We start from the raw sequence: 23,031 nt of genomic DNA, 5'->3' as shown, positions 1-23,031 counted from the left end.
GCGCACCACGCCCGGCGGCCAGGCCTCCCGCTGCTCGGTCAGGCCTTGGGGACCAGGGTGTTCTCGTTGGTGCGGCCGGCTTCGAAGTCGTCGACGTTGCGGGCGGTGGCGTCGATGATCTGGCCGACGGCGGTGTGGGTGAAGTAGGCCTGGTGGCTGGTGACCAGCACTTGGGGGAAGGTGACCAGTCGGGCGAGGGTGTCGTCGGTGATGCCCTGGATGGAGCGGTCGGTGAAGAAGACGCCGGTCTCCTCCTCGTAGACGTCCAGGCCGACGCCGGAGAGGCGTCCGGCGCGCAGGGCCTCGACCAGGGCGGCGCTGTCGACCAGGCCGCCGCGGCTGGAGTTGACGAGGATGGCGTCGCGCTTCATCCGGGTCAGCGCGGCGGTGTCGATCAGGTGGTGGGTGGCCGGGACGAGCGGGACGTGCAGGCTCACCAGGTCGGCGCGGGTGAGGAGTTCGGGCAGTTCGGTGTAGTGCATGCCGAGTTGGACACAGGCGGGGTTGGGGGTGATGTCCCAGCCGAGCAGGGTGGTGCCGAAGCCGGCGGCGATGCGGGCGAAGCACTCGCCGATCTTGCCGGTGCCGATGACGCCGACGGTCATGCCGTGGACGTCGCGGCCGAGCAGGCCCTCGAGGCGGAAGTCGAACTCGCGGGTGCGGTTGGCGGCGCGGGTGAGGCGGCGGTTGACGGCGAGGGCGAGGGCCCAAGCGTGTTCGGCTACCGCGTGGGGGCTGTAGTGGGAGACCCGGGCGACGGTGAGGCCGAGGTCGGCGGCGGCCGCCAGGTCGATGTTGTTGAAGCCGGTGGAGCGTTGGGCGATCAGCTTGGTGCCCCCGGCGGCGAGGACGGTGAGGGTCTCGGCGTCCAGGACGGCGTTGACGCTGCTGCTGACGACCGGGTAGCCGGCGGCGAGCGGGGCGGTGTCGTGGTTGAGGAACACGTCCAGGCAGCGCAGCCCGTGCCGGCCCGCGAAGGCCTGTTCCAGCAGCGGGCGTTCGTCGGCCTGCACACCGTACGCCAGGATCTCCATGGGCCGTCCCTTCCGGTCGCTCTCCTGCGGCCCACGCTAACCGGGCGGTGGGCGGAACGCCCGCCGGGTGCGCGGGAGCCCCCGGCGGACGGCCGGGGGCTCCCGTGGTGCGCGGGGGCGGCGGTCAGAGGACCGTCTCGGCCTCCAGGTAACGCTCCTGCGGGACGGTCTTCAGCTCGGCGACGGCCTCGGCCAGCGGCACCAGGTTGATGTTGGTGCCCTGCAGCGCGGTGATGTGCCCGAAGGCGCCCTTGTGGACGGCCTCGACGGCGTGCCAGCCGAAGCGGGTGGCGAGCACCCGGTCGTAGGCGGTCGGGGTGCCGCCGCGCTGGGTGTGGCCGAGGATCACCGGGCGGGCCTCCTTGCCGAGGCGGTGCTCCAGCTCGCGGGAGAGCTGGGTGGCGATGCCGGTGAAGCGCTCGTGGCCGTAGATGTCCTTGGTGCCCTCCTCCCAGTGCATGGTGCCGGGCTCGGGCTTGGCGCCCTCGGCGCAGACCACGATGGCGAACTTCTTCTGCCGGTCGAAGCGTTCGCGGACGACGGCGGTGAGCTTCTCGATGTGGAAGGGGCGCTCCGGGACGACGATGGCGTGCGCGCCGGCCGCCATGCCCGCGTTCAGCGCGATCCAGCCGGTGTGCCGGCCCATGACCTCGACGACCATGACCCGCTGGTGGGACTCGGCGGTGGTCTTCAGCCGGTCCAGGGCCTCGGTGGCGACCGAGACGGCGGTGTCGAAGCCGAAGGTCACGTCGGTGGCGGCGATGTCGTTGTCGATGGTCTTCGGCACGCCGACGATCGGCAGGCCCGCGTCGCTCATCAGCTTGGCGGCCTTGAGGGTGCCCTCGCCGCCGATCGGGATCACCGCGTCCAGGCCGAGGTCGGAGCAGTACTTCTTGGCCCGTTCGACGCCGTCCCGCAGGTGGCTCGGCTGCACCCGGGAGGACCCGAGGATGGTGCCGCCCTGGGCCAGGATGCCGCTCACCGAGTCCAGGGTCAGGGGGCGGTGGTGCCCTTCCAGGAAACCGCGCCAACCGTCCTCGAACCCGATGATCTCGTCGCCGTGGTCGACCACCCCCCGGTGGACCACGGAACGGATCACCGCGTTCAGGCCGGGGCAGTCACCGCCGCTGGTCAGCACTCCGATACGCATTAGCTTTGCAACTCCCGAGCAGAACCGAGGAACGGCCGGACTACAGGCTGGGACGACGAGCCGTCACCGTGACGAGGCGTTCCCACACCGGGATGGCGGGGAGGTGGCCGCGGGGTGAAGGACCGGCCGATCCGGACAGAACGTCCGAAAACGGCCGCGAAGTCGAGCATACGGCCCCTGGTCCGGCCGGGCAGGAGCCGACGCGGGAGCGGCGCCGTCGGCGCCCCCGCGCGGAATTGCGGCCTGCTGCCGAGGAGGGTGTGCAGTAGGCAGCCCCATTGTCGTACGTCCGGGGCCGCCCGCGGGCCGGGTGACCGCATCGCGGGCACCCGGGCGGGGCGTACCGGTGAGTACTACGAGGGGCGCGTCGTGGCGGCGATGCGCTCGGCGCGCAGCGCGTCGTACCAGGTGGTGTCGGCCGGCGGCAGGGCGTTGACGTCCAGCGCCAGCTTGATCAGCAGGTCGGCCACGGCGGGGTTGCGGGCCAGCACCGGGCCGTGCAGGTAGGTGCCGAAGACGGTGTCCCGCCAGGCGCCCTCGGTGCCGTCGCCGGTGCCGTTGCCGCGGCCGACGGTGACGTTCGCGAACGGCTGGACGCCCTGGCCGAGGTGGGTGACGCCCTGGTGGTTCTCGAAGCCGGTCAGCTGCGGCAGGCCGAGCCGCGGGTCCACGTCGGCGAGCACGTCACCGACGCAGCGGGCGCCCTCGCCGCGGGTGGTCCAGACGTCGAGCAGGCCCAGGCCGGGCTCGCGCTCGCCGAGGTCGTTGACGAACTCGTGGCCCATGATCTGGAAGCCGGCGCAGACGCCGAAGATGATCGCGCCGTTCTCGGAGGCCCGCACCAGGCCGCTGTCGGCGCGCAGCCGCTCGGCGGCCAGCCGCTGCGGGCGGTCCTCGCCGCCGCCGATCAGGTAGATGTCCCCGCTGGTGGGGATCGCCTGGTCGGAGCGGACGTCGATCCGGGTCACGTTGAGATGGCGCTGCCGGGCCCGGCGCTCCACGACCAGGGCGTTGCCGCGGTCGCCGTAGGTGCTGAGCAGGTCCGGGTAGACCCAGACCACGCGCAGGCTGCTCTCACTCATCCTCGAAGGCCTTCCATCACGAAAAGACTGGTGTGCGGGCGCGGCATCAGCCGGCCACGACCTTCCGCAGCTGCTGGAAGGCGGTGTAGTTGGCGATGGCCTCGATCCGGCCGGGCGGGGCCATCCGGACGGCCTGCTCCAGGGTGTCCACCACGTGGAACTGCAGCCCGGCGACCTCCAGGCGGACGGCCAGGTCCAGCTTGCGCTGGCCCATCACGAAGATCGGGTGCCCGGCGAGGCGCTCGTAGTCGACGTCCCACAGCCAGGAGGTGTCGGTGCCGTCGGCGTCGAGGGCGTTGACCGAGAGGATCACCGGGGCCGGCGGGCCGTCGATCAGCGAGAAGGTCTCCAGCCAGCCGGCCGGGTTCTTGGCGAGCAGCAGGCGGATGTCCCGGCCCTGGTACTGGACCACGTCGTAGCGGCCGGCCACCGCGCTCACCGAGCGCATCCGCTCCAGGGCGACCTGCGGGGAGACGCCGAACACGGCGGCGACGGCGGCCGAGCTGGTGGCGTTGGCCAGGTTGGCCCGGCCGGGCAGCTGCAGCTGGATCGGCCAGGCGCCGCGCTGCGGGTCGATCACGTGGGTGCCCTGGAGCGCCCAGTGCGGGTTGGGGCGCCGGAAGCCGCAGTCCTGGCAGAACCAGTCGTCGCCGGGGCGCTGCATCACGCCGCCGCAGGCGGGGCAGGACCAGGCGTCCTCCTTCCAGGCCTGTCCGGCGGCCACCCAGACCACCTTCTTGCAGGAGGAGGCGGCCCAGGTCACCAGCGGGTCGTCGGCGTTGGCGATGACCACGGCCTCGGTGTCCTGGAGGCCCTCGCGCCACTTCTCCGCCATCATGCGGGTCTCGGCGGCGCGGTCGAGCTGGTCGCGGGAGAGGTTGAGCAGGGCGATCGCCTTGGGGTGGGTGTCGCGGGCGACCCCGGCCAGGTACTTCTCGTCGACCTCGATCACGCCGAAGCGGGCGTCGGTGCCGCCCGCCAGGGCGGAGGTGATGCCGGCCGGCATGTTGGCGCCCAGGGCGTTGGAGACGACCGGTCCGGCGGCGCGCAGCGCCTCGGCGATCAGCCGGGTCGTGGTGGTCTTGCCGTTGGTGGCGCTGACCAGGACGACGTCGAGGTGGTCGGCGAGGGTGGCGAGCAGGTCGGGGTCGAGCCTGAGGGCGACCTTGCCGCCGATCACCGAGCCGCTTCCGCGACCGGCCTTACGGGACACGGCGGCGGCGACCTTGCCGGCCGTGACCGCGATCTTGGCGCGGGCCGGCAGCGAGGCGTCGCGTGCGCCTGTGGGCTCCGATTCGGTGCCTGCCATGCTCAGTGGTTCCTCCTTGCTGCGGCACCGCCCGGTGGCCGGATAACGGGCCGTCGGGCGGCGGGGACGGGGCCAGCCTACCGACTCCGTCGCCCGACCGGACGATCCGGACCCCATGCGGCCAGCTGCGACGCCGCTGCGGGGGGTGCTGACGGTCCGTCGAGGAGGACGGTGTACGGAGGGCCGCTCCTCCGTGCAGGACGCTCCGCCCCGAACCGGGGTTCCCGGAGGAGTCCGGTGAGGATCTGGTGAAGAACCGATCGGCCGATCAGCGGATCAATGCCCTGGGGCGGGCGCGGGGGCGGCGGCGGCCAGGGTGGCGGTGATCACCAGGGTGCCGTCCTCGGTACGGAAGTCCAGCGGCGCCGTCAGTCGGCGCATCGCGGCGATCAGCCCGGTGTTGGCGGCCTGGGTCACCGCGTACACCGTGCCGATCCCGGCCGTGCGGGCCGCCGCGGTCAGCCGCCGGAGCAGGGCCAGGCCGAGCCCGCGCCGCTGCCAGGCGTCCTCGACCAGCACCGCCAGCTCCGCCTCGTCCTCGTCCCACATCAGGTGCCCGAGCGCGAGGACCCGGCCGTCGGGGGCGGTCACCACCAGGCTGCGGCCGTGCCGGGGGTCCAGCAGGTGCTCCAGGTAGCGGTCGGCGTCGCGTACCGGCCCGTGGTAGCGCAGCCGCAGCGCCGCGGCGGAGCAGCGGCCGTGCATCGCCAGGGCCGCCGCCCGGTCGGCCGGGTCGGCGGGGCGCAGCAGCAGCTCGGTCCCGTCCGGCAGGGACAACCGGGACACCTGGTCCGCGGCGGCCGGGTGCGCCGCCGGGTGGGGGCGCGGGTGGCGGCGCGGGCCGGTGGGGTGCGCGGCCTGGCCCTCGGGCGGCGCGCACCTGCGGTTCGACCTGCGGAAGGGCCGGTGCCAGAGCCGTTCGAGGCGAGTGCGGGATGCCGTCATGGGGCCGACGCTACCGACGCCTCGCTTCCGGCCGGTTACGTGATCGTGAACGCACGAATGCCCGGGGGTGCGTGGGCACCCCGCCGGGACGGCCCCGGCACAGGTCCAGACCGGTGCCTCATGCGGTCGGGACGACGGGCGGCCGACGGTGGAGTCCATGCCCGGCGTTCCTGGTGAGCAGGTCCGCCGGGGTCCGTACGTCCACGCACCGAAAGCTCTCTCCCATGCGCACCACCGATCTCGTCACCACGGCCACCGCCACCACGACCGCCACCACCACGACCGCCACGACCACGACCGCCACGACCACGACCGCCACGACCGCGGCCGCCCCGGCCGCCGCCGTCCCGCACGCCCGTCGGGCCCCAGCCGGCGCCGCGCTGACCGGGCTGCTGGACCGGCAGGTCCGGATCCGGCCCGCCTCCCCGGCCGTCCTGGGGGACGGCGGCCACCTCTCCTTCCTGGAGCTGTCCGAGCGGGCCCGCGGGCTGGCCGCGGAGCTGCGCGCGCTGGGTGCCGGGGCGGACGACTGCGTGGGCCTGTACGTCGAACCCTCGGTGGAGCTGGTCGCCGGGGCCTGGGGCGTCCTGTACGCCGGGGCCGGCTACCTGCCGCTGTCGCCCGAGTACCCCGAGGACCGGCTCCGCTACATGATCGAGGACAGCGGCACCCGGATCGTCCTCACCCAGGCGCACCTGCGGGAGCGGCTGGCCGCGCTGGTCCCGGCCGGCACCGCGATCCTCACCTTCGAGGAGGCACCGGCCGCGCCCGGCCCGGCCGAGCCGGGGCCCGCGCCGGAGTCGCTGGCCTACGTGATCTACACCTCCGGCAGCACCGGCCGCCCCAAGGGCGTCCAGATCGAGCACCGCTCGGTGGTCTCCCAACTGCGCTGGATGCTCACCGCCGGGCACCTCGACCCCGAGGTCACCGTGCTGCAGAAGACCCCGATGAGCTTCGACGCCGCCCAGTGGGAGATCCTCGCCCCGGCCGTCGGCGCCCGGGTGGTGGCCGGCACGCCCGGCCTCTACCGGGACCCGGAGGCGCTGGTCGCCGCCGTCCGCCGGCACGGCGTGAGCGCCCTGCAGTGCGTGCCGACCCTGCTGCAGGCCCTGCTCGACACCGAGGGCTTCACCGAGTGCACCGGCCTGACCAGGCTGTTCTCCGGCGGCGAGGCGCTCTCGCTGCGGCTGGCCCGCGCCCTGGGCACCGCCCTGCCCTGGGCCTCGCTGGTCAACCTGTACGGCCCGACCGAGTGCACCATCAACGCCACCGCGCACCTGGTCGACCCGGCCGCGCTGGGCGAGGGTGCCGGCTCGGTGCCGATCGGCCGCCCGGTCGACAACACCCAGTGCTACGTCCTGGACGAGCGGCTGGCCCCGGTCGGCCTCGGCGGCGTGGGCGAGCTGTACATCGGCGGCGTCCAGCTGGCCCGCGGCTACCTGCACCGGCCGCAGCTGACCGCCGAGCGGTTCGTGCCGTCCCCGTTCGCCCCGGCCGAGAAGCTGTACCGCACCGGCGACCTGGTGCAGTGGAACCCGGACGGCACCCTCCAGTTCGCCGGCCGGGTCGACAACCAGGTCAAGCTGCGCGGCTACCGGGTCGAGCTGGACGAGATCGCCCGCGCGATCGAGGAGCACACCTGGGTCCGCCGCTCGGCCGCCGTGGTCACCGGTGACGAGCGCACCGGCCACCAGAACCTGGTCGCCTGCGTCGAGCTGAACCCGCGCGAGGCCGCCCTGATGGACCAGGGCGGCCACGGCGGCCACCACCGGTCCAAGGCCAGCCGACTCCAGGTCCGGGCCCAGCTCTCCGACCCCGGGGTGCGCGACCCGGCCCGGCTGGCGGGCCGGGAGAAGGTCGAACTGCCGGGCCGGCGGGAGAGCGAGGCCCAGCGGCGGGCGGTCTTCGCCCGCAAGACCTACCGCTTCTACGACGGCGGACCGGTCACCCGGGACGACCTCACCGCGCTGCTCGCCCCCCGCCCGGCCGGCCCGTTCGGCCGTGCGCTCGGTCTGCTGAGCTTCCCCGAACTCGGCCGCGTGCTGCGCTGGTTCGGCCAGTTCCACAGCGAGGAGCGACTGCTGCCCAAGTACGCGTACGCCTCCCCGGGCGCGCTGTACGCGACCCAGCTGTACCTGGAGACCGGCGGCCTGGACGGCCTGGCGGCCGGGCTGTACTACTACCACCCGGTCGAGCACGGCCTGATCCGGATCGGCGAGGCGCCCGCCGCCGACGAGCCGTACCTGACGCTGCACTTCTCCGGCCGGACCGGGGCGATCGAACCGGTGTACAAGAACAACATCCGCGAGGTGCTGGAGTTCGAGACCGGCCACATGCTGGGCGTCCTGGAGGAGGTGCTGCCCGAGTACGGGCTGGAGGTGCGCCCGCTCGGCTTCGACCCGGCCGTCCAACGACGGCTGGACGTCGCCGAGGAGGACCACTACCTGGGCGGCTTCACCGTCGACCGCAACCGCGGCGCGGCCCCCGAGGAGCACACCGAGCTGTACGTCCAGGCCCACGCCGACCGGGTGGACGGCCTGCCGGCCGGCCTCTACCGTTACGCCGACGGCGAGTTGGCCCGGGTCGCGGACGACGTGGTGGAGGCCAGGCAGGTGATCGCGATCAACCAGGCCGTCCACGCCCGGGCCGCGTTCGGCATCACCGCCGTCTCGCGCGCCGGGGAGGACTGGCTGGAGTACATCGCCCTCGGCGCCAAGCTGCACCACCTGCAGCGCAACGGCCTGGGCCTGGGCTTCATGTCCTCCGGCTACAGCTCCAAGTCCGGCCACCCGCTGCCCGCTTCGCGCCGGATCGACGAGATCCTCGGTTCGGTGGGCATCGCCACCGGCGCGTCCTACTTCTTCCTCGGCGGCCGGGTGAGCGAGGAGCAGATCCGCAGCGAGGGCATGCACGAGGACACCGTGCACATGAAGGGGCCGGCCGAGATCATCAAGGACGAACTCGCCACCCTGCTGCCCGACTACATGCTGCCCAACCGGGTGCTGATCCTCGACTCCCTGCCGCTCACCGCGAACGGCAAGGTCGACCTCAAGGCCCTGGCCGGCTCCGACGCCGTCCGCACCGCCGAGGTGCGCGGCGAGTACGTCGCCCCGCGCACCGCGCAGGAGCGGTGGCTGGCCGAGGCCTGGGGGCAGGCGCTCGGGTACGAGGAGGTGTCGGTGACGGACGAGTTCTTCGCCGTCGGCGGCAACTCGCTGATCGCCGTCGCGCTGGTCAACCGGATCAACCGGGAGTTCGGCACCTCGCTGCCGCTGCAGGTGGTCTTCGAGTGCCCGGAGCTGGCGGACCTGGCGGCCCGGATCTCCACTTCGGACGACCCGGCGGCCTCCCGCCTGGTGCCGCTGCAGACCGGGGAGCGCGGCCGACCGGTGTTCTGCTGGCCCGGACTGGGCGGCTACCCGATGAACCTGCGGCTGCTCGGCCGGGAGGCGAGCGACGGCCGCGCCTTCTACGGGGTGCAGGCGCACGGCATCAACGAGGGCGAGACGCCGTACGCCACCATCCGGGAGACGGCCGACGCCGACGTCGCCGAGCTGCGCCGGGTGCAGCCCGAGGGTCCGTACACCCTGTGGGGCTACTCCTTCGGCGCCCGGGTCGCCTTCGAGGCCGCCTGGCAGCTGGAGCAGGCCGGCCAGAAGGTCGAGGAGCTGCTGCTGATCTGCCCCGGCAACCCGCACGTCCGGCGGGCCGACGGCCGGCAGTACGGCCGCCAGGACGGCCGGGAGGCCTCGTACGCCGACCCCGCGTACGTGACCATCCTGTTCTCGGTGTTCGCCGGCGCGATCAGCGGGCCCGAGCTGGAGCGTTGCCTGGCGGAGACCGTCGACGAGTCCACCTTCGTGGCCTGCGTGCACCGGATGCTGCCCGCGCTGGGCGAGCGGGTGATCCGCCGGATCACCCGGATCGTGGGCGAGACCTACGAGTTCGAGTACAGCTTCCGCGAGCTGGCCGAGCGGCGGCTGGCGGCGCCGGTCACCATCCTCAAGGCCTCCGGTGACGACTACTCCTTCATCGAGGGCAGCACCGGCTACTCGGCCGCCCCGCCCACCGTGGTGGAACTGGCCGGGGACCACTACGGGGTGCTGAAGGAGCACGGGGTGCTCGAACTGGTCGCCGCCATCCGGGCGGTGGCGCGGAAGACGGCCTGACGCGGCGCGGCCACCGCTGACGCGGACACGCTCACGGATGGCCCAGGATCCGTGACCGCGGGAGCCCCTTCGGATAGGGATGGCTCGGCTTTCCGCCGAACCCGTCTCGATCCGAAGGGGCTTCCCCATGCTCTCGAAGAACTCCGCACTGGCCACGGCCTGTTGCGCCCTGCTGCTGGCCGCGCCGCTCGCCCTCGCCCAGTCGGCCGCCGCCGCCAACGGCAGCAGCGGCAACAACGGCCCCAAGACCCCACAGGAGGCGGCCGCCTGCAAGAGCGTCACCGGCGCCCTGCTCGGCGGCTTCGGCAGCATGCTGGGCAACGCGGTGTGCGTGGTGCAGCCGGCCGACCAGGGCTGAGCCGGCCGCGCGGCAGGCGGCGGCGGGCGCCCGATCAGGCGCCCGCCGCCACTCCGGTAGCTGCCCGCTGCGGAGCCGCCGGTGAGGGAGACCCGCCCGGAGGACCTGGCCAGGCGGACGCTGGAGATCCGCACGGCCGTCGAGGTCGAGACCGAGGACTGACCGGCCGGTTCGGTTCTCGCCGTTGCCGTTGCCGTCGCCGTCGGTGGCCGGGCCGGGCCGGTCAGGCGATGCGGGTCGGGGTGTCCGTGAGGGTGTGGCCGGTGGTGGTGAGCAGGGTGGTGAGGGCGGTGGGGGTCAGTGCGTGGGGGGTGCGGAGGAAGAGTTCGTCGGCGGCGGGGTGGGGGTGGAGGGAGAGCACGGTGATCCGGTGCTCGGCGAGGGTGGCGCCGGTGTGGGCGTGGGCGGTGGTGCGAACCCGCCAGAGGGTGGTCGGGGGTGGGGCGTGGGGGGACCACCAGGCGTGCAGCACGGCCGCGGTGAGCAGCGCGAGGGCGGAGCCGGCGAGGACGATCGGGCCGTCGGAGCCGTGGAGGACGACCTTCGCGATCAGGTCGGCCGCGGTGACGGAGAGGAAGGCGGCGGCGAGTTCGACGGTGTCCCGGCGCCAGCGGCGGGCACGGTGGAGGGAAGGCTTCGAGTGCTCCATGGCATCCACCGTGCCCGACCGGTGTTTCCCGGTCACGACCCCGCCGTCACCTGTCCGTTAAGGTCCGGCCGGCTGTGTTACGGCTGCAGCTCGCGGGCCGCGGCCTTGACCTCGTCCAGGAGCAGCCGCAGGTCGTCCTCGGTGGTCGCGGGGTTGAGCAGGCAGGCCCGGAGCATCTCGTGGCCGCCGAGCCGGGCGCCCGTGACGAAGACCCGTCCGCGCCGCTGGACGGCGACCGGCAGCTCGCGGTTGAGGGCGTCGCGGGCCGCTTCGCTCCGTCCGGTGGCCCGGTGGCGGAACGCCACGATGGAGGTCTGCACCTCCGCCAGCAGCTCCAACTCCTCGTCGGCCTGGACGAGTTCGCCGAGTCGGCGGGCGAGCGCGGTGCACCGGGCGATGTCCTGGACGAGGCCGCTGCGGCCGCGGTGGGCGATGGTGGCCCAGACCTTGAGGGCGCGGAACGGGCGGGTCTGCTCGGTGCCGTACTCGGAGAACCAGCCGAGTTCCCCGGCGGCCTCGTCGCGCAGGTAGGACGGGACGAGGCTGAAGGTGCCGCGGAGCTCCTCGGTGTCGCGGACCAGGGCGCAGCCGCAGTCGACCGGGACGCCGAGCCACTTGTGCGGGTCGAGGGCGAGCGAGTCGGCGCGCTCCAGGCCCGCGTAGCGGTGGGCGATGGCCGGGTCGAGCCGGCCGAAGGCGCCGTACGCGCCGTCCACGTGCAGCCACAGGCCCTGCTCCTGGCAGAGGTCGGCGACGGGCTCGAAGGCGTCGACCGCGCCGGTGCCGACGGTGCCGGCCGAGGCGACCACCAGGAAGGGCAGCAGTCCGGCGGCGCGGTCGCGTTCGACGGCCGCCCGCAGCTCGGCGGGGTCGAGGAGGCCGTCGGGGCCGGTGGCGAGGGTGCGCAGGTGCCGGCTGCCGAGGCCGAGGAGTTCGGCGGCCTTGCGGACGCAGGAGTGGGTCTCGCCGGTGACGTAGCCGACCAGCGGCGGCAGGCCGGTCAGGCCGTCCTCGCGGACGTCGTGGCCGGCCCGGCGGGCGGCGCGGTTGCGGGCGGCGGCGAGGCAGACGATGGTCGCCATCGAGGTGCCGGAGGTGAGGAGTCCGCCGCCGGCCGGGTGCGGGAAGCCGACGAGTTCGGCGATCCAGCGGACGACGGCGCGTTCCAGGTGGACGTCGGCGTGGTCGCCGCCGGCCGAGCTGGGGTTCATCGCGGCGGCGGCGAGGGTGGCGAGCACCCCGGCGGGGGCGGGGGCGGAGTTGACCCAGCCGAAGAAGCGCGGGTTGCCGTTGCCCATGGGGTACGGGAGGACGTCCCGCCCGATGGCGGCCGGCAGTTCGGCGAGCGGTCGGCCCTCGGCGGGCAGCGGGGCGTCGAGCAGGGCCTGCCGGGCGGCGTCGTCCATCGGCTGCCAGACCGGGCGGGCGGGCAGTCCGGCGAGGTAGTCGGCGACCAGGTCGGCGGTGGCGTGGGCGGCGCTGCGGAAGTTCTCGGTGGTCAACGGAGTGCTCCAGGGGCCGGGGGAGGCGCGGCGTCCTCGGCGCACCGTGATCAGCAGATGGTACGGAAGGGGCCCGCGCCGTGTGGCGCGGGCCCGGTGGGTGGGACGGGGACGATCAGTCGAGGGAGGAGGACAGCCCGCCCGCGGAGCGGCAGTAGCCCTGCATCTCCTTGTTGGTGATCTTCGCGCAGAGCCGCCCGGCCGCGCCGCCGTCCGTGTAGTTGACGGTGTAGTAGCTGACCAGCCCCTCCGCGCAGGCCTTGCGCTGCCAGCCGTCGGCGGCGGTGGCGCACTGCTGGGCGGCCCAGTCCTCGCGGTCCAGGTTGTACTTCATGGTCCGGGAGCCGACGCCCCGGCTGCAGTCCACCGCCCCGCCGTTGGCCTTGCCGTTGAGGCACCACTTGAGGGCGTCGGCGTAGACCTCGGGGTGGTTCGGGTAGTCGTGCGAGGACAGGTAGAAGGTCGGGGCGTAGAAGTAGCAGGCGGACTGGAACAGCGAGGGCTGGTCCTTGCACGGGTAGAGCGGGTCCTGGGCGAGCTTGTCGGCGGGCAGGTTGGCCTTGGCCTGCTCGTCCTCCTCGTCCGGGCCGAAGAGCTGCATGAACAGGCCCTCGGAGCAGCGGATCCGGTTCTGGTCGGTGGTGAACTTGTTGCACAGTTCGCGCGCCTTGGCGACGTCCTGCTTGGCGACGAACATCGTGCCGTGGCCGACGCCGTGGATGCAGGGGCCGCTGTTCTTGGGGGCGCACAGCTTGAGCAGGTCCACCTCGGGCTGGGTGGAGGCGTTGAGCATCTCCTCGACCGCGCCGTGCAGGTAGCCGGCCGCGCAGGTCTCGTGGGGGAAGGAGATGACCTTCTGGAAGTCGGCGTTGAAGCGCTTGACCGCCGCGTGGCCGAGCTCGTGCGCGATCGGGTGGCAGAAGCGCACGGTGTACGGCTTCTCCTTGGTGATCTTGTCGAGGTCGGCGAGGGCGACGCCGGGGTCGGTGGCGTCCATCTCGGCCATCATCTTGTTGCGCAGCGTCGAGCGGGTCCACACCGCCGGATCGCCGGGCGTGGTGGCGCTCGCGGCGCCGGCCCCGACCGCCTGGGCGCCGGGGGCGGCGGGGGCCGTGGCGGGGGCGGGCGACGTGGTGGCCGTGGCGGGCGACCAGTCGGTGACGGCCACCGAGCCGAGGCCCAGGACCCCCAGGAGCAAGGCGGTGAGAATCGCGAAGACTCGCGGCTGCATGACGGGATCCCCCGGCGGATCGAGGTGAACGGTTCGCTCCCATCCTGACGGCACGGGGGCGGGGAACCCGCGTTTTCGCCCGCCATTCGGGAGGTGTCGGCGACGCTACCGCATCGTCGGGACGCCCCGGTGGGGCGGGCCGGTTCCCGATGATCAAGGGGGATCGACGGCCGACCACCCGGGCGGGGTGGTCAACCGTCGGTCGGGGGCTCCGGTTCCCGGTGTTCACCCGGACGGCGCAACGGCCGCCGGTGCGGGCCGCCGCCGCGCCGGGGGCGTCAGAGCTCCAGCGTCACCTGGTACTCCGTCAGCCAGGCGTCGAGGTCCAGCGCGAGGTCGACGGCCAGTCGGACGGACTGGGGGTCGGTGTCCGGGGCGAGCGCGTCGGTGAGGCGCCGCGGGTCGAGCAGGTCGAGCGCCGGGGACTTCCGTTCGGCGGCGAGCCGGGCGAGTCCGGCGCGCAGTTGCGCCGGGTACAGCGGGTCCATCGACACCGGGTACGGGCTCTTCACCCGGTCGGCGACCGCGGCCGGCAGCACGTCTCGGACGGCGGCGCGCAGCAGGCTCTTCTCCCGTCCGTCGAAGGCCTTCATCGCCCACGGCGTGTTGAAGACGTACTGGACCAGCCGGTGGTCGCAGAACGGCACCCGCACCTCCAGTCCGCCGGCCATGCTCATCCGGTCCTTGCGGTCGAGCAGGATGCAGACGAAGCGGGTCAGGTTGAGGTACGAGATCTCGCGCATCCGCCGCTCCAGCGGGTCGGCCGAGTCCAGGTGCGGGACCTCGGCGAGCGCCTCGCGGTAGCGGGCCCGGCGGTAGCCGTCCAGGTCGAGCTTGCGGAGCAGGTCGGCGTCGAGCAGCCGCTCGCGCGGGGCGGAGCCGGTGCCGGCGATGGCGGCGACGCTGGCGGCCCAGGGGAAGTCGTCGGTGGCGACGGCCGCGGGGTCGTGGAACCAGCGGTAGCCGCCGAAGAGTTCGTCCGCGGACTCGCCGGACAGCGCGACGGTGGAGTGCCGGCGGACGTCCCGGAAGAGCAGCAGCAGTGAGACGTCCATGTCGCCGACGCCGTTCGGCAGGTCGCGGGCGCGCACCGCGGCGGAGCGCAGGGCCGGGTCGGCGAGTTCGGCCGGGTCCAGCTCGATCACGCTGTGGTCGGCGCCGACGTGGTCGGCGAGCAGCCGGGCGAACGGCCCGTCCTGGGACTGCCGGACCGGGTCGGCGTGGAAGTCCTGCGGCCGCCCGGCGAAGTCCACCGCGAAGGAGCGCACCGGGCCGGCGCCGGCGGCGGCCAGCGTCCTGGCGGCGAGGGCGGTGACGGCGCTGGAGTCCAGGCCGCCGGAGAGCAGCGAGCAGAGCGGCACGTCCGCGTCCAGCTGGCGGTGGACGATGTCGTCCAGCAGCGCCCGGACGGTGGCGATGGTCGACTCCAGGCTGTCGGCGTGCTCGCGCGCCTCCAGGCCCCAGTAGCGGCGCACCGAGAGGCCGCCGCGGCGCACCCGCACCAGGTGCCCGGGCCGGACCTCCAGGACGTCCCGGTACGGGGTGAGGCCGGGGGTGCGGGTGTGGGCGAGCAGTTCGCGCAGCCCGTCCAGGTCGACCACGGCGCGGACCGAGGGGTGGGCCAGCAGCGCCTTCATCTCGGAGCCGAACAGCACGCCGTCCGGGGTCGGGTGGTAGTACAGCGGCTTGACGCCCATCCGGTCGCGGACCAGCAGCAGCTCCTCGCGCCGGGCGTCCCAGATCGCGAAGGCGAACATGCCGTTCAGCCGCTCGGCCAGGCCCTCGCCCCACTCCAGGTAGGCGTGCAGCACGACCTCGGTGTCGCTGCGGGTGCGGAAGCGGTGGCCGGCCGCCGCCAGCTCCGCGCGCAGCTCGCGGTGGTTGTAGACCTCGCCGCTGTAGCTGAGCACGGCCAGCGTGCGGCCGTCGTGCTCGACGGCCATCGGCTGGACGCCGCCCTCGACGTCGATCACCGCGAGGCGGCGGTGGCCGAGTGCGGCGTGCGGCTCCAGGTGGACGCCCCCGGCGTCGGGGCCGCGGCAGATCTGGGTGGCCGTCATCGCATCGAGGACGGCCCGTTCGGCGGTCAGGTCGCGGTCGTAGGCGACCCATCCGGTGATCCCGCACATCAGCAAGCCCTCCGGTCTTCGGCTGGGTGTGTGCCGGAGATCACGCTAAGGGCGGAATCGGCGCGGCATCAAGAGTCCGTCGGGAAGGTGACAGCAGGGGGTCCGATTGGTCACCTGAGCGGAAAGTCGCAAAGCCTGCCCGATTTCGGGCAAGATCTTTGGTCTCGGCGAGCGAGACGACCTAGAGTTCTCAGTCGTGCCGAGCTCACCCCACCCTCACGAAGACCTCCTCGCCCATCTCTCCCGGACCAGCCCGCTCGGGCCCCGGGAAGCGGCGCGGGTCGTGGCGGAGGTGCTGGCGTACTTCTCCGAGACCACCGAGGAGTACGTCCGTCGCCGCCACGGCGAGCTGCAGGCACGAGGCCTCACCAACGAACGGATCTTCGCCCGGCTCGCCGAGGAGCTGCCCGCCCGCCGTGTCGCGGCGCCGGAGCTCTCGGCCCGTCAGCTGCGCCGGATCGTCTACGGCTGAGCCCGGTCCCACCCCTATCTCTGGAGGAGTCCACGCATGTGCGGAATCGTGGCCTACATCGGCCCCAAGGACGCGACCCCCTTCCTGCTGGAGGGCCTCGCCCGGCTGGAGTACCGCGGCTACGACTCGGCCGGCGTCGCCGTCGCCGGACGCACCGGCGGGCTCAAGCTCCGCAAGGTCAAGGGCCGGGTCGCCGACCTCGCCGCGGCCGTACCGGCCCGCTTCAAGGGCGGCACCGGCATCGGCCACACCCGCTGGGCCACCCACGGCGTGCCCAGCGACGCCAACGCCCACCCGCACCTGGACAACGCCGAGCGCATCGCCGTCGTCCACAACGGCATCATCGAGAACGCCGACGAGCTGCGCGCCAAGCTGACCGCCGACGGCGCGGTGTTCCGCTCCGAGACCGACACCGAGGTGCTCTCCCACCTGATCGCCGCCCACGCCGCCGAGGGCGTCGAGCTGGAGGACGCCGTCCGCGCCGCGCTCGGCCGGGTCGTCGGCACCTACGGCATCGCGGTGCTGGACTCCGAGCAGCCCGACCGCATCGTGGTCGCCCGCAACGGCAGCCCGATCGTGCTCGGCATCGGCGAGAAGGAGATGTTCGCCGCCTCCGACGTCTCCGCCCTCGTCCGCTACACCCGCCAGGTGGTGCACCTGGAGGACGGCGAGCTCGCCACCGTCCGGGCCGACGGCTTCCGCACCTTCACCGCGGACGCCCGCACCACCCACCGCCAGCCGTCCACCGTCGACTGGGAGATCGACTCCTTCGACACCGGCGGCTACGAGCACTACCTGCTCAAGGAGATCCACGAGCAGCCCGGCTCCGTCGAGCGCACCCTCAGCGGCCGGCTCGACGAGCGCTTCAGCACCGCCCACCTGGGCGGCCTCAACCTGGACGCCCGGGAACTGCGCGAGATCCGCCGGGTCAAGATCCTCGGCTGCGGATCCGCCTACTACGCGGGCGAGATGGGCGCGCAGCTGATCGAGGAACTCGCCCGGATCCCCGCCCACAGCGAGCCCGCCTCCGAGTTCCGCTACCGCAACCCGGTGATCGAGGCCGACACCCTGTACGTCGCGGTCAGCCAGTCCGGCGAGACCTACGACACCCTCGCCGCCGTCCAGGAGATCAAGCGCAAGGGCGGCCGCGTCCTCGGCGTCGTCAACACCGTGGGCAGCGCCATCGCCCGCGAGTGCGACGGCGGCATCTACCTCCACGCCGGGCCCGAGGTCTCCGTCGCCTCCACCAAGGCGTTCACCTCCACCGTGGTCGCGTTCGCCCTGCTCGCCCTGCACTTCGGCCGCATCCACGACCTCTCGCCCGCCGACGGCCGCCGGATCGTCTCCGCCCTCCAGGCCCTGCCCGACCAGATCCGCGAGGTTCTGGAGCAGAGCGAGTCCATCGCCAAGCTGGCGGCCGAGTACGCCGACTCGACCGGCATGATGTTCATCGGCCGGGTCCGCGGCTACCCCGTCGCCCGGGAGGGCGCGCAGAAGCTCAAGGAGATCTCCTACGTCCACGCCGAGGCCTACCCGGCGAGCGAGCTCAAGCACGGCCCGCTGGCCCTGATCAGCCCCGAGCTGCCCACCGTCGCCCTCGTCCCGGACGACGAGCTGCTCGACAAGAACCTCACCACCCTCGGCGAGATCAAGGCCCGCTCCGGCCGTGTCATCGCCGTCGCCCACCGCCGGCCCGAGGACAAGCTCGTCGACCACTGCATCCTGGTCCCCAAGAGCGAGCCCGAGCTGGACCCGCTGCTCCTCAACATCCCGCTCCAGCTGCTCGCCTACCACGCGGCCGTCGCCCTCGGCCGGGACGTGGACAAGCCGCGCAACCTGGCGAAGAGCGTCACGGTGGAGTAGGACCGATCGGCAAACGGTGGGCGGGCCCGGTCGCGGTGTGGGTGCCGCGGCCGGGCCCGGCCGTAGTTCGTTCTTCGGCGCTCGGCGTTCGGCGTCCGGCGTCAGAAGACCGAGCAGCCCGAGAGGGTGGTGAGGGTGTCCAGGGCGGTGACGGCGGCGACGGAGTTGCCGGCCTGGTCGAGGCGGGGGCCCCAGGCGCAGACGGCGGCGCGGCCGGGGAGTATCGCGAGGATGCCGCCGCCGACGCCGCTCTTGCCGGGCAGCCCGACGCGGAACGCGAACTCGCCGGCGGCGTCGTAGGTGCCGCAGGTGAGCAGCACGGCGTTGATGCGCTTGGCCTCGCTGCGGGTCATCAGCCGGGTGCCGTCGGTGCGCACGCCGTAGCGGGCGAGGAAGGCACCGGCCAGCACGAGGTCGCGGCAGCTGGCGGCGATGGCGCAGTGGGCGTAGTAGTGCTCCAGCACGGTGTCGACCGGGTTCTGCAGGTTGCCGTGGCTGGCGATGAAGTGGGCGAGGGCGGCGTTGCGGTGGCCGTGCTCGGCCTCGGAGGCGGCGACCACCGGGTCGGTGTCCAGCAGCGGGTTGCCGGACTCACGGCGCAGGAACTGCCGTACGGCGCCGGACGCGTCGCCGGTCAGGGACTGCAGGCGGTCGGTGACCACCAGCGCGCCCGCGTTGATGAACGGGTTGCGCGGGATGCCGTGCTCGGTCTCCAGCTGCACCAGCGAGTTGAACGGGTTGCCGGAGGGCTCGCGGCCCACGCCCCGCCAGAGGTCCTCGCCGCCGTCACTGCTGTAGGCGAGGGCGAGGGCGAGCGAGAACAGCTTGGAGACGCTCTGGATGGAGAACGGCCGTTCCCAGTCCCCGACGCCGTGCAGCTCGCCGTCGACGGTGGCCACGGCCATCCCGAAGGCCTCCGGGTCGGCCTCGGCGAGGGCCGGGATGTAGTCGGCGACATGGCCCCGGCCCGTGGTCGCCCGGGCGGCCGCCTCGGAGGCCTCCAGCAGGACCGGGAAGTCGAGGTTCTCCACATCGAACAAGGTTCTTCACTCCACGCGCGGACGGTAGGGACACGATCGGGACCGGGGTGTCGTGCGGCGGCTCCCGGTCCGACCAGTGATTATCCGTGCCCGGGGGAGTGGTGCGGTGGTCAGGGTGGTCAGGGCCGTCAGGGCGCGTTGCTCGGGGCCTGGACCGGCGGGCCGGTCAGCAGGGTGCCGGTCTCGGAGTACGGCCAGCCGTTGGGGACGCAGCCGTGCAGGCCCTTGATCTGCTGCATCATCACCGGCGCCGGCGCCCCGGGGCCGGGGCAGTCCACGTGGCCGTTGCCGAGGATGTGGCCGACCTCGTGGTTGATCGCGAGCGCGTGGTACAGCTCCGGCTGCCCCTGGTAGAACTCGGACAGCTCGGTCCAGCGCTTCAGGTTGATCGCCACCTGGTGCTGGACACCGCAGTTCACCCAGCCGCCGGTGTCCAGCCCGTACTGGCCGCAGATCCGGTCGGTGGACTTGGGGGTCGCCAGGTAGACCGTGAAGTCCACCGGGTCGGCGGGCATCCGCTGGAACGACGCGGTGTCCCCGGCCGCCCAGCCGCGCCGGGTGTCGCCGAGGACCGCGTCCACCTCGGCGGCGAACTGCGCCGGGCTCTCCGCGATCCCGTCCTCCACCCGCACCTTGTAGCGGTACAGGTGCTCCCCGGTGCCGAACCGGGCGGAGCCGCCCGGCGCGGTGGTGAAGGCCAGCGGCGCGGGCTCGTGGTGCCAGGGCTGCCACCACAGCAGACCGGCGGTCACCGCCGCGACCAGGGCCAGGGCGAGCGCGGCGTGCCGTATTCGACGGGATGGGGCGGCGGGACTGACGGCCATGGTGGTGGGACAACTCCTGGGCAGGGCCGAATGGGCGTACAACGGGAGGAACGAGGACGTCAGTGATGACGGTTCAGGGGGCCCCGTCGGTTGCGGGGGGCGCCCGGTTCCCGGAACCACTCGATGGTGCCACCCGTGCGGCGTGTCCCTGGGGTTCGCGGCCGGATTCGGCTGTCGTAGTGCGGGTCGATCAGCTGTGCTCCGCTGACAGCCCCCTGATCGGTCACCCGACGGGTGCGTCACCCGGCGTCCCCGACGTCACCCGACCGATCCGTCACCCCGCTGGTCCGTCACCCCGCTGGTCCCTCACCCCGCTGGTCCCTCACCCCGTTGATCCCTCACCCGAGCCGCCTGGAGGCGCCGTCATGTCCATCACCACCGTCCTCACCGTCGACGGCATGAGCTGTGGCCACTGCGAGAAGACCGTCAGCGCGGGCCTCGCCGCCATCCCCGGGGTCACCGAAGTCGTCGCGCACGCGCCGAGCGGCCGGGTCACCGTGGCCTCCGCCCAGCCGCTGGAGACGGCGGCGGTCCGCAGCGCGGTGGACGGGGCCGGCTTCACCCTCGTCGACGAGATCTGAGCCCGGCCCGGTCGCGGCCCGCCGCCGAGGTGCGGCGGGCCGGCCCATGCTCTTCTCAGCCCATGCTCTTCGCGCCGTCCAGGGACTCGCGGATGATGTCGGCGTGGCCCGCGTGCTGGGCGGTCTCGGCCACGATGTGCAGCAGCACCCGGCGGGCCGACCACTCGGTGTCCGCCTCGAACCAGGGCGCCTTCGGCAGCGGCTGGGTCGCGTCCAGGTCCGCCAGGGTGGTCACCAACTCGTCGGTGCGGCGGGCGGCTTCGGCGTACGCGGCGAGCACCCCGGCGAGCGTCTCGCCCGGCAGCAGGCGGAACTCGTCGGCCCGGCGGGCCACGTCCTCCTCCGTCCAGGCGGTGAAGTCCGGCATCGCGGACGGGCCCTCCACGATGAAGTTCGCCCACATCCGCTCCACCGAGGTCACGTGCTTGACCAGGCCGCCCAGGCACAACTCGCTCGCGCAGGTCCGCAGGCCGGCCTGCTCGTCGGTGAGGTCGCGGGTGGTGAAGCGCAGGAAGTGCCGCTGCTTCTCCAGTGCGACCAGGAGGTCGGCGCGCTCGCCGGTGACGGGGGTGGTGGTGGACGTGGTGGTGGTCGTGGTCATGGTGCCGGCCTTCCGTTCGGTTCCTGCTCCTTCGGACAACCACCACGCTACGGACCATTGCGGCCACTTCCTGTCCTGAATCCGGCCACAATCGGGACATGGCGAACACCAGCACCCGGACCCTGCGACTGCTCTCCCTCCTCCAGACCCACCGCTACTGGCCCGGCGAGGAACTCGCCGACCGGCTCGGCGTCTCCGTCCGCACCCTGCGCCGCGACATCGACCGGCTGCGTGAACTCGGCTACCCCGTCGAAGCCCAGCGCGGCGTCGACGGCGGCTACCAGCTGGCCGCCGGCGCGGCCCTGCCCCCGCTGGTCATCGACGACGAGGAGGCGGTCGCCCTCGCCGTCGGGCTCCAGGCCGCCACCGACAGCCCGGTCGAGGGCGTCGCCGAGGCCTCCGTACGAGTCCTGGCCAAGGTCGTCCAGGTGATGCCCGCCCGGCTGCGCCGCCGGGTCGAGGCGCTGCGCGCCGTCACCGTCCCCGTCGACTGGGGCACCACCGGCGGCACCGGCGTCGACCCCGACGCCCTCACGGCCGCCGCCCTCGCCTGCCGCGACGGCGAACGGCTGCGCTTCTCGTACACCGCCGCCTCCGCGCGACGCACCGAACGGCACGTCGAACCGCACCGGCTGGTCTGCCTCGACCGGCGCTGGTACCTCGTCGCCTACGACCTCGACCGCGGCGACTGGCGGACCTTCCGCCTCGACCGCCTCACCGCCGCCCAGGCCACCGGCGCCCGCTTCGCCCCGCGCACCCTCCCGGCCACCGACGCCGCCGAGTTCGTCCGCGCGGGCCTCAGCGGCATGCCCCGGCCCAACCGTGTCGAGGCCCTCGTCGACGCCCCCGCCGGCCGCGTCCGCGCCCACGTCGGCCGCTGGGGCGACGTCGAGGCGGTGGACGACGCCCGCTGCCGGCTGCGGATGACCGCCGACTCCCTGGACTGGCCCGCGATGGCCCTGGGCTCCCTGGGCGCGGAGTTCCACGTCGTCCACCCGCCGGAGCTGCGGGAGCTGATCGCGGAGTGGTCGGCCCGCTTCGGGCGGGCGGCGGAGGCGGGCGTGGGGGCAGCGGGGGCGGGGGTGGGGGTGGAGTAGGAAGTCGGCCGGGCTGACTTCCGGTGCGGGGCTGGCGCCGCGGTGGTTCATGCCCGCGGGCATGACCGAGGACACTTCCGGCAGCTCATCGACGACTGCCGCCCGGCCGGGCGCACTGACCGCGCCCGGGCGCGCTGACCGGCGGCCGATATTGGGTTGGCCCGGGCGGCGGGCGGGGCGATCATGGCAGGATGTCGGATCTGCTTGAGCGGGTAGCCGCCTTCCACGTCGCCTTCGCCCGCCGCCTGGCGGCCGAGGTCATCGAACTGCCGGAGTTCCCCGGGGTCTTCGCCGTGCGGGACCCGGAGTTCGTGCTCTCCCATGAGCACAACCAGCTGGTCGTCACCGGTCCGGGCACCGACCCGGCGGCCCTGCCGGGGCTGGCGGCGCGCTGGCTCGGGCCGCGCCGGCAGTACGTGATCAGCGTGCTGGACGAGGCGTGGGGCGAGCGGGCCGCGCCGGTGCTGGCCGAGGCCGGTTACGAGCGCAGCGCCGTCGTGGTCCTGGCCAGGGGTACGGCGGGCTGCGCACTGCCCGAACCGGCCGCCCTGCCGACGGAGTTCGCCGAACTGCGGGAGGCCGTCCGGCGGCAGCAGAGGGAGTGGTACGAGGACGAGGAGTTGCTCCGGCAGCTCACCGACCGTCGGCCGACCAGGCTGCGCGGCGCCGAGCAGGTGCACTTCCTGGCCGCCCGGGCAGCGGACGGCGAGGTCGCCGCCTGGGTCGACCTCTACCTCGAACCGGCCGTGGGGCTGGCCCAGTTGGAGGATCTGGTCACCGCGCTCCCGCACCGTGGGGCCGGCCACGGCGACACCCTGCTCGCCAGTGGCCTGGCCCTGGCGGCGGCGGCCGGGATCCCGCGGCTGTTCCTGCTGGCGGACGCGGCCGACTGGCCGCGCGAGTGGTACGCGCGCCGGGGCTTCGTCGAGATCGGCCGCAGCCTGTCCTTCCAGACGCACTGACGGCCCGGACGTGCCCGGACGTGCGAGGTCGTG

The 23,031-nt window shown here is 73.5% G+C and carries 19 protein-coding genes; 7 read left to right on the top strand and 12 right to left on the bottom strand.

Features of this window, described 5'->3' with window-relative positions; genetic code table 11:
* Positions 1 to 38: 38 nt before the first annotated feature.
* The 5 genes from ACZ47G_RS28065 to ACZ47G_RS28045 form a co-directional block, all read right to left on the bottom strand.
* Positions 39 to 1,034, bottom strand: a complete 996-nt coding sequence (locus ACZ47G_RS28065; protein WP_465747274.1) for a 2-hydroxyacid dehydrogenase — start codon at positions 1,032 to 1,034, stop codon at positions 39 to 41.
* Between the two features lie 124 nt (positions 1,035 to 1,158).
* Entirely contained in the window at positions 1,159 to 2,184 is a 1,026-nt protein-coding gene (locus tag ACZ47G_RS28060; protein WP_380457097.1) for a 6-phosphofructokinase, read from the bottom strand.
* A 353-nt stretch (positions 2,185 to 2,537) separates the two neighbouring features.
* Positions 2,538 to 3,266, bottom strand: a complete 729-nt coding sequence (locus ACZ47G_RS28055) for a type 1 glutamine amidotransferase (RefSeq protein WP_465747271.1) — start codon at positions 3,264 to 3,266, stop codon at positions 2,538 to 2,540.
* Between the two features lie 46 nt (positions 3,267 to 3,312).
* On the bottom strand, positions 3,313 to 4,575 hold the full coding sequence (locus ACZ47G_RS28050) for a MurT ligase domain-containing protein (RefSeq protein WP_380457094.1): 1,263 nt from the start codon (positions 4,573 to 4,575) through the stop codon (positions 3,313 to 3,315).
* Between the two features lie 276 nt (positions 4,576 to 4,851).
* Positions 4,852 to 5,520 (bottom strand): GNAT family N-acetyltransferase, encoded by a 669-nt coding sequence (locus ACZ47G_RS28045; RefSeq protein ID WP_465747269.1) that lies wholly within the window; start codon positions 5,518 to 5,520, stop codon positions 4,852 to 4,854.
* A gap of 224 nt (positions 5,521 to 5,744) precedes the next feature.
* Here ACZ47G_RS28045 and ACZ47G_RS28040 point away from each other — a divergent pair, with 224 nt between their 5' ends.
* Both ACZ47G_RS28040 and ACZ47G_RS28035 read left to right on the top strand, forming a co-directional pair.
* Complete coding sequence (locus ACZ47G_RS28040) at positions 5,745 to 9,689, top strand: non-ribosomal peptide synthetase family protein (RefSeq protein ID WP_465747267.1); 3,945 nt, start codon at positions 5,745 to 5,747, stop codon at positions 9,687 to 9,689.
* A gap of 127 nt (positions 9,690 to 9,816) precedes the next feature.
* The gene (locus ACZ47G_RS28035; protein ID WP_465747265.1) at positions 9,817 to 10,047 is read left to right on the top strand and encodes a hypothetical protein; all 231 of its coding nucleotides are present in this window, start codon (positions 9,817 to 9,819) and stop codon (positions 10,045 to 10,047) included.
* Positions 10,048 to 10,270: 223 nt separating this feature from the next.
* Here ACZ47G_RS28035 and ACZ47G_RS28030 read toward each other — a convergent pair whose 3' ends face one another.
* From ACZ47G_RS28030 to asnB, 4 genes are all read right to left on the bottom strand, one after another.
* On the bottom strand, positions 10,271 to 10,696 hold the full coding sequence (locus ACZ47G_RS28030; protein ID WP_465747263.1) for a hypothetical protein: 426 nt from the start codon (positions 10,694 to 10,696) through the stop codon (positions 10,271 to 10,273).
* A gap of 77 nt (positions 10,697 to 10,773) precedes the next feature.
* Positions 10,774 to 12,198 carry a pyridoxal phosphate-dependent decarboxylase family protein gene (locus tag ACZ47G_RS28025; protein ID WP_465747261.1) on the bottom strand — a complete coding sequence of 475 codons (1,425 nt, stop codon included), beginning with the start codon at positions 12,196 to 12,198 and terminating at the stop codon, positions 10,774 to 10,776.
* Between the two features lie 115 nt (positions 12,199 to 12,313).
* Complete coding sequence (locus tag ACZ47G_RS28020; protein WP_465747259.1) at positions 12,314 to 13,396, bottom strand: hypothetical protein; 1,083 nt, start codon at positions 13,394 to 13,396, stop codon at positions 12,314 to 12,316.
* 311 nt (positions 13,397 to 13,707) lie between these two features.
* The gene (gene asnB, locus ACZ47G_RS28015) at positions 13,708 to 15,558 is read right to left on the bottom strand and encodes an asparagine synthase (glutamine-hydrolyzing) (RefSeq protein ID WP_465747257.1); all 1,851 of its coding nucleotides are present in this window, start codon (positions 15,556 to 15,558) and stop codon (positions 13,708 to 13,710) included.
* Between the two features lie 196 nt (positions 15,559 to 15,754).
* Here asnB and ACZ47G_RS28010 point away from each other — a divergent pair, with 196 nt between their 5' ends.
* Together ACZ47G_RS28010 and glmS are read left to right on the top strand one after the other, a co-directional pair.
* Complete coding sequence (locus tag ACZ47G_RS28010; RefSeq protein ID WP_360237016.1) at positions 15,755 to 16,030, top strand: hypothetical protein; 276 nt, start codon at positions 15,755 to 15,757, stop codon at positions 16,028 to 16,030.
* Between the two features lie 36 nt (positions 16,031 to 16,066).
* Positions 16,067 to 17,893 (top strand): glutamine--fructose-6-phosphate transaminase (isomerizing), encoded by a 1,827-nt coding sequence (glmS, locus tag ACZ47G_RS28005; protein WP_380460980.1) that lies wholly within the window; start codon positions 16,067 to 16,069, stop codon positions 17,891 to 17,893.
* 101 nt (positions 17,894 to 17,994) lie between these two features.
* On the opposite strand, the gene ACZ47G_RS28000 is transcribed toward glmS, so the two are convergent.
* Together ACZ47G_RS28000 and ACZ47G_RS27995 are read right to left on the bottom strand one after the other, a co-directional pair.
* A complete protein-coding gene (locus tag ACZ47G_RS28000) occupies positions 17,995 to 18,933 on the bottom strand; it encodes a glutaminase (RefSeq protein ID WP_465747254.1) in 939 nt (312 codons plus the stop codon).
* A 128-nt stretch (positions 18,934 to 19,061) separates the two neighbouring features.
* The gene (locus tag ACZ47G_RS27995) at positions 19,062 to 19,757 is read right to left on the bottom strand and encodes a DUF3152 domain-containing protein (protein WP_465747253.1); all 696 of its coding nucleotides are present in this window, start codon (positions 19,755 to 19,757) and stop codon (positions 19,062 to 19,064) included.
* Between the two features lie 365 nt (positions 19,758 to 20,122).
* On the opposite strand from ACZ47G_RS27995, the gene ACZ47G_RS27990 reads away from it, so the two are divergent.
* Positions 20,123 to 20,338, top strand: coding sequence for a heavy-metal-associated domain-containing protein (locus ACZ47G_RS27990; protein WP_188304488.1), 216 nt, complete (start codon positions 20,123 to 20,125; stop codon positions 20,336 to 20,338).
* Positions 20,339 to 20,393: 55 nt separating this feature from the next.
* Here the strand turns inward: ACZ47G_RS27990 and ACZ47G_RS27985 are convergent, their stop codons facing one another.
* A complete protein-coding gene (locus ACZ47G_RS27985) occupies positions 20,394 to 20,939 on the bottom strand; it encodes a DinB family protein (RefSeq protein WP_465747250.1) in 546 nt (181 codons plus the stop codon).
* 98 nt (positions 20,940 to 21,037) lie between these two features.
* Between ACZ47G_RS27985 and ACZ47G_RS27980 the strand changes: the two genes are divergently transcribed.
* Both ACZ47G_RS27980 and ACZ47G_RS27975 read left to right on the top strand, forming a co-directional pair.
* Positions 21,038 to 22,036: a helix-turn-helix transcriptional regulator gene (locus ACZ47G_RS27980; protein WP_465747248.1), complete on the top strand. Its 999-nt coding sequence runs from the start codon at positions 21,038 to 21,040 to the stop codon at positions 22,034 to 22,036.
* Between the two features lie 191 nt (positions 22,037 to 22,227).
* Positions 22,228 to 22,998 carry a GNAT family N-acetyltransferase gene (locus ACZ47G_RS27975; protein WP_465747247.1) on the top strand — a complete coding sequence of 257 codons (771 nt, stop codon included), beginning with the start codon at positions 22,228 to 22,230 and terminating at the stop codon, positions 22,996 to 22,998.
* Positions 22,999 to 23,031: the final 33 nt, after the last annotated feature.

Source organism: Kitasatospora sp. NPDC030952, from assembly GCF_055571335.1.
The sequence above is the reverse complement of the archived record's forward strand: the minus strand, read 5'-3'. Positions and strand labels throughout refer to the sequence as shown.

Bases quoted from the DNA above. Each gene is read 5' to 3' on its own strand.
- ACZ47G_RS27985 (WP_465747250.1), bottom strand. From the start codon at position 20,939: ATGACCACGACCACCACCACGTCCACCACCACCCCCGTCACCGGCGAG.
- asnB (WP_465747257.1), bottom strand. From the start codon at position 15,558: ATGTGCGGGATCACCGGATGGGTCGCCTACGACCGCGACCTGACCGCC.
- ACZ47G_RS27980 (WP_465747248.1), top strand. From the start codon at position 21,038: ATGGCGAACACCAGCACCCGGACCCTGCGACTGCTCTCCCTCCTCCAG.
- ACZ47G_RS27975 (WP_465747247.1), top strand. From the start codon at position 22,228: ATGTCGGATCTGCTTGAGCGGGTAGCCGCCTTCCACGTCGCCTTCGCC.
- ACZ47G_RS27995 (WP_465747253.1), bottom strand. From the start codon at position 19,757: ATGGCCGTCAGTCCCGCCGCCCCATCCCGTCGAATACGGCACGCCGCG.
- ACZ47G_RS28030 (WP_465747263.1), bottom strand. From the start codon at position 10,696: ATGGAGCACTCGAAGCCTTCCCTCCACCGTGCCCGCCGCTGGCGCCGG.
- ACZ47G_RS28050 (WP_380457094.1), bottom strand. From the start codon at position 4,575: ATGGCAGGCACCGAATCGGAGCCCACAGGCGCACGCGACGCCTCGCTG.
- ACZ47G_RS28065 (WP_465747274.1), bottom strand. From the start codon at position 1,034: ATGGAGATCCTGGCGTACGGTGTGCAGGCCGACGAACGCCCGCTGCTG.
- ACZ47G_RS28035 (WP_465747265.1), top strand. From the start codon at position 9,817: ATGCTCTCGAAGAACTCCGCACTGGCCACGGCCTGTTGCGCCCTGCTG.
- ACZ47G_RS28040 (WP_465747267.1), top strand. From the start codon at position 5,745: ATGCGCACCACCGATCTCGTCACCACGGCCACCGCCACCACGACCGCC.
- ACZ47G_RS28045 (WP_465747269.1), bottom strand. From the start codon at position 5,520: ATGACGGCATCCCGCACTCGCCTCGAACGGCTCTGGCACCGGCCCTTC.
- ACZ47G_RS28055 (WP_465747271.1), bottom strand. From the start codon at position 3,266: ATGAGTGAGAGCAGCCTGCGCGTGGTCTGGGTCTACCCGGACCTGCTC.
- glmS (WP_380460980.1), top strand. From the start codon at position 16,067: ATGTGCGGAATCGTGGCCTACATCGGCCCCAAGGACGCGACCCCCTTC.
- ACZ47G_RS28060 (WP_380457097.1), bottom strand. From the start codon at position 2,184: ATGCGTATCGGAGTGCTGACCAGCGGCGGTGACTGCCCCGGCCTGAAC.
- ACZ47G_RS27990 (WP_188304488.1), top strand. From the start codon at position 20,123: ATGTCCATCACCACCGTCCTCACCGTCGACGGCATGAGCTGTGGCCAC.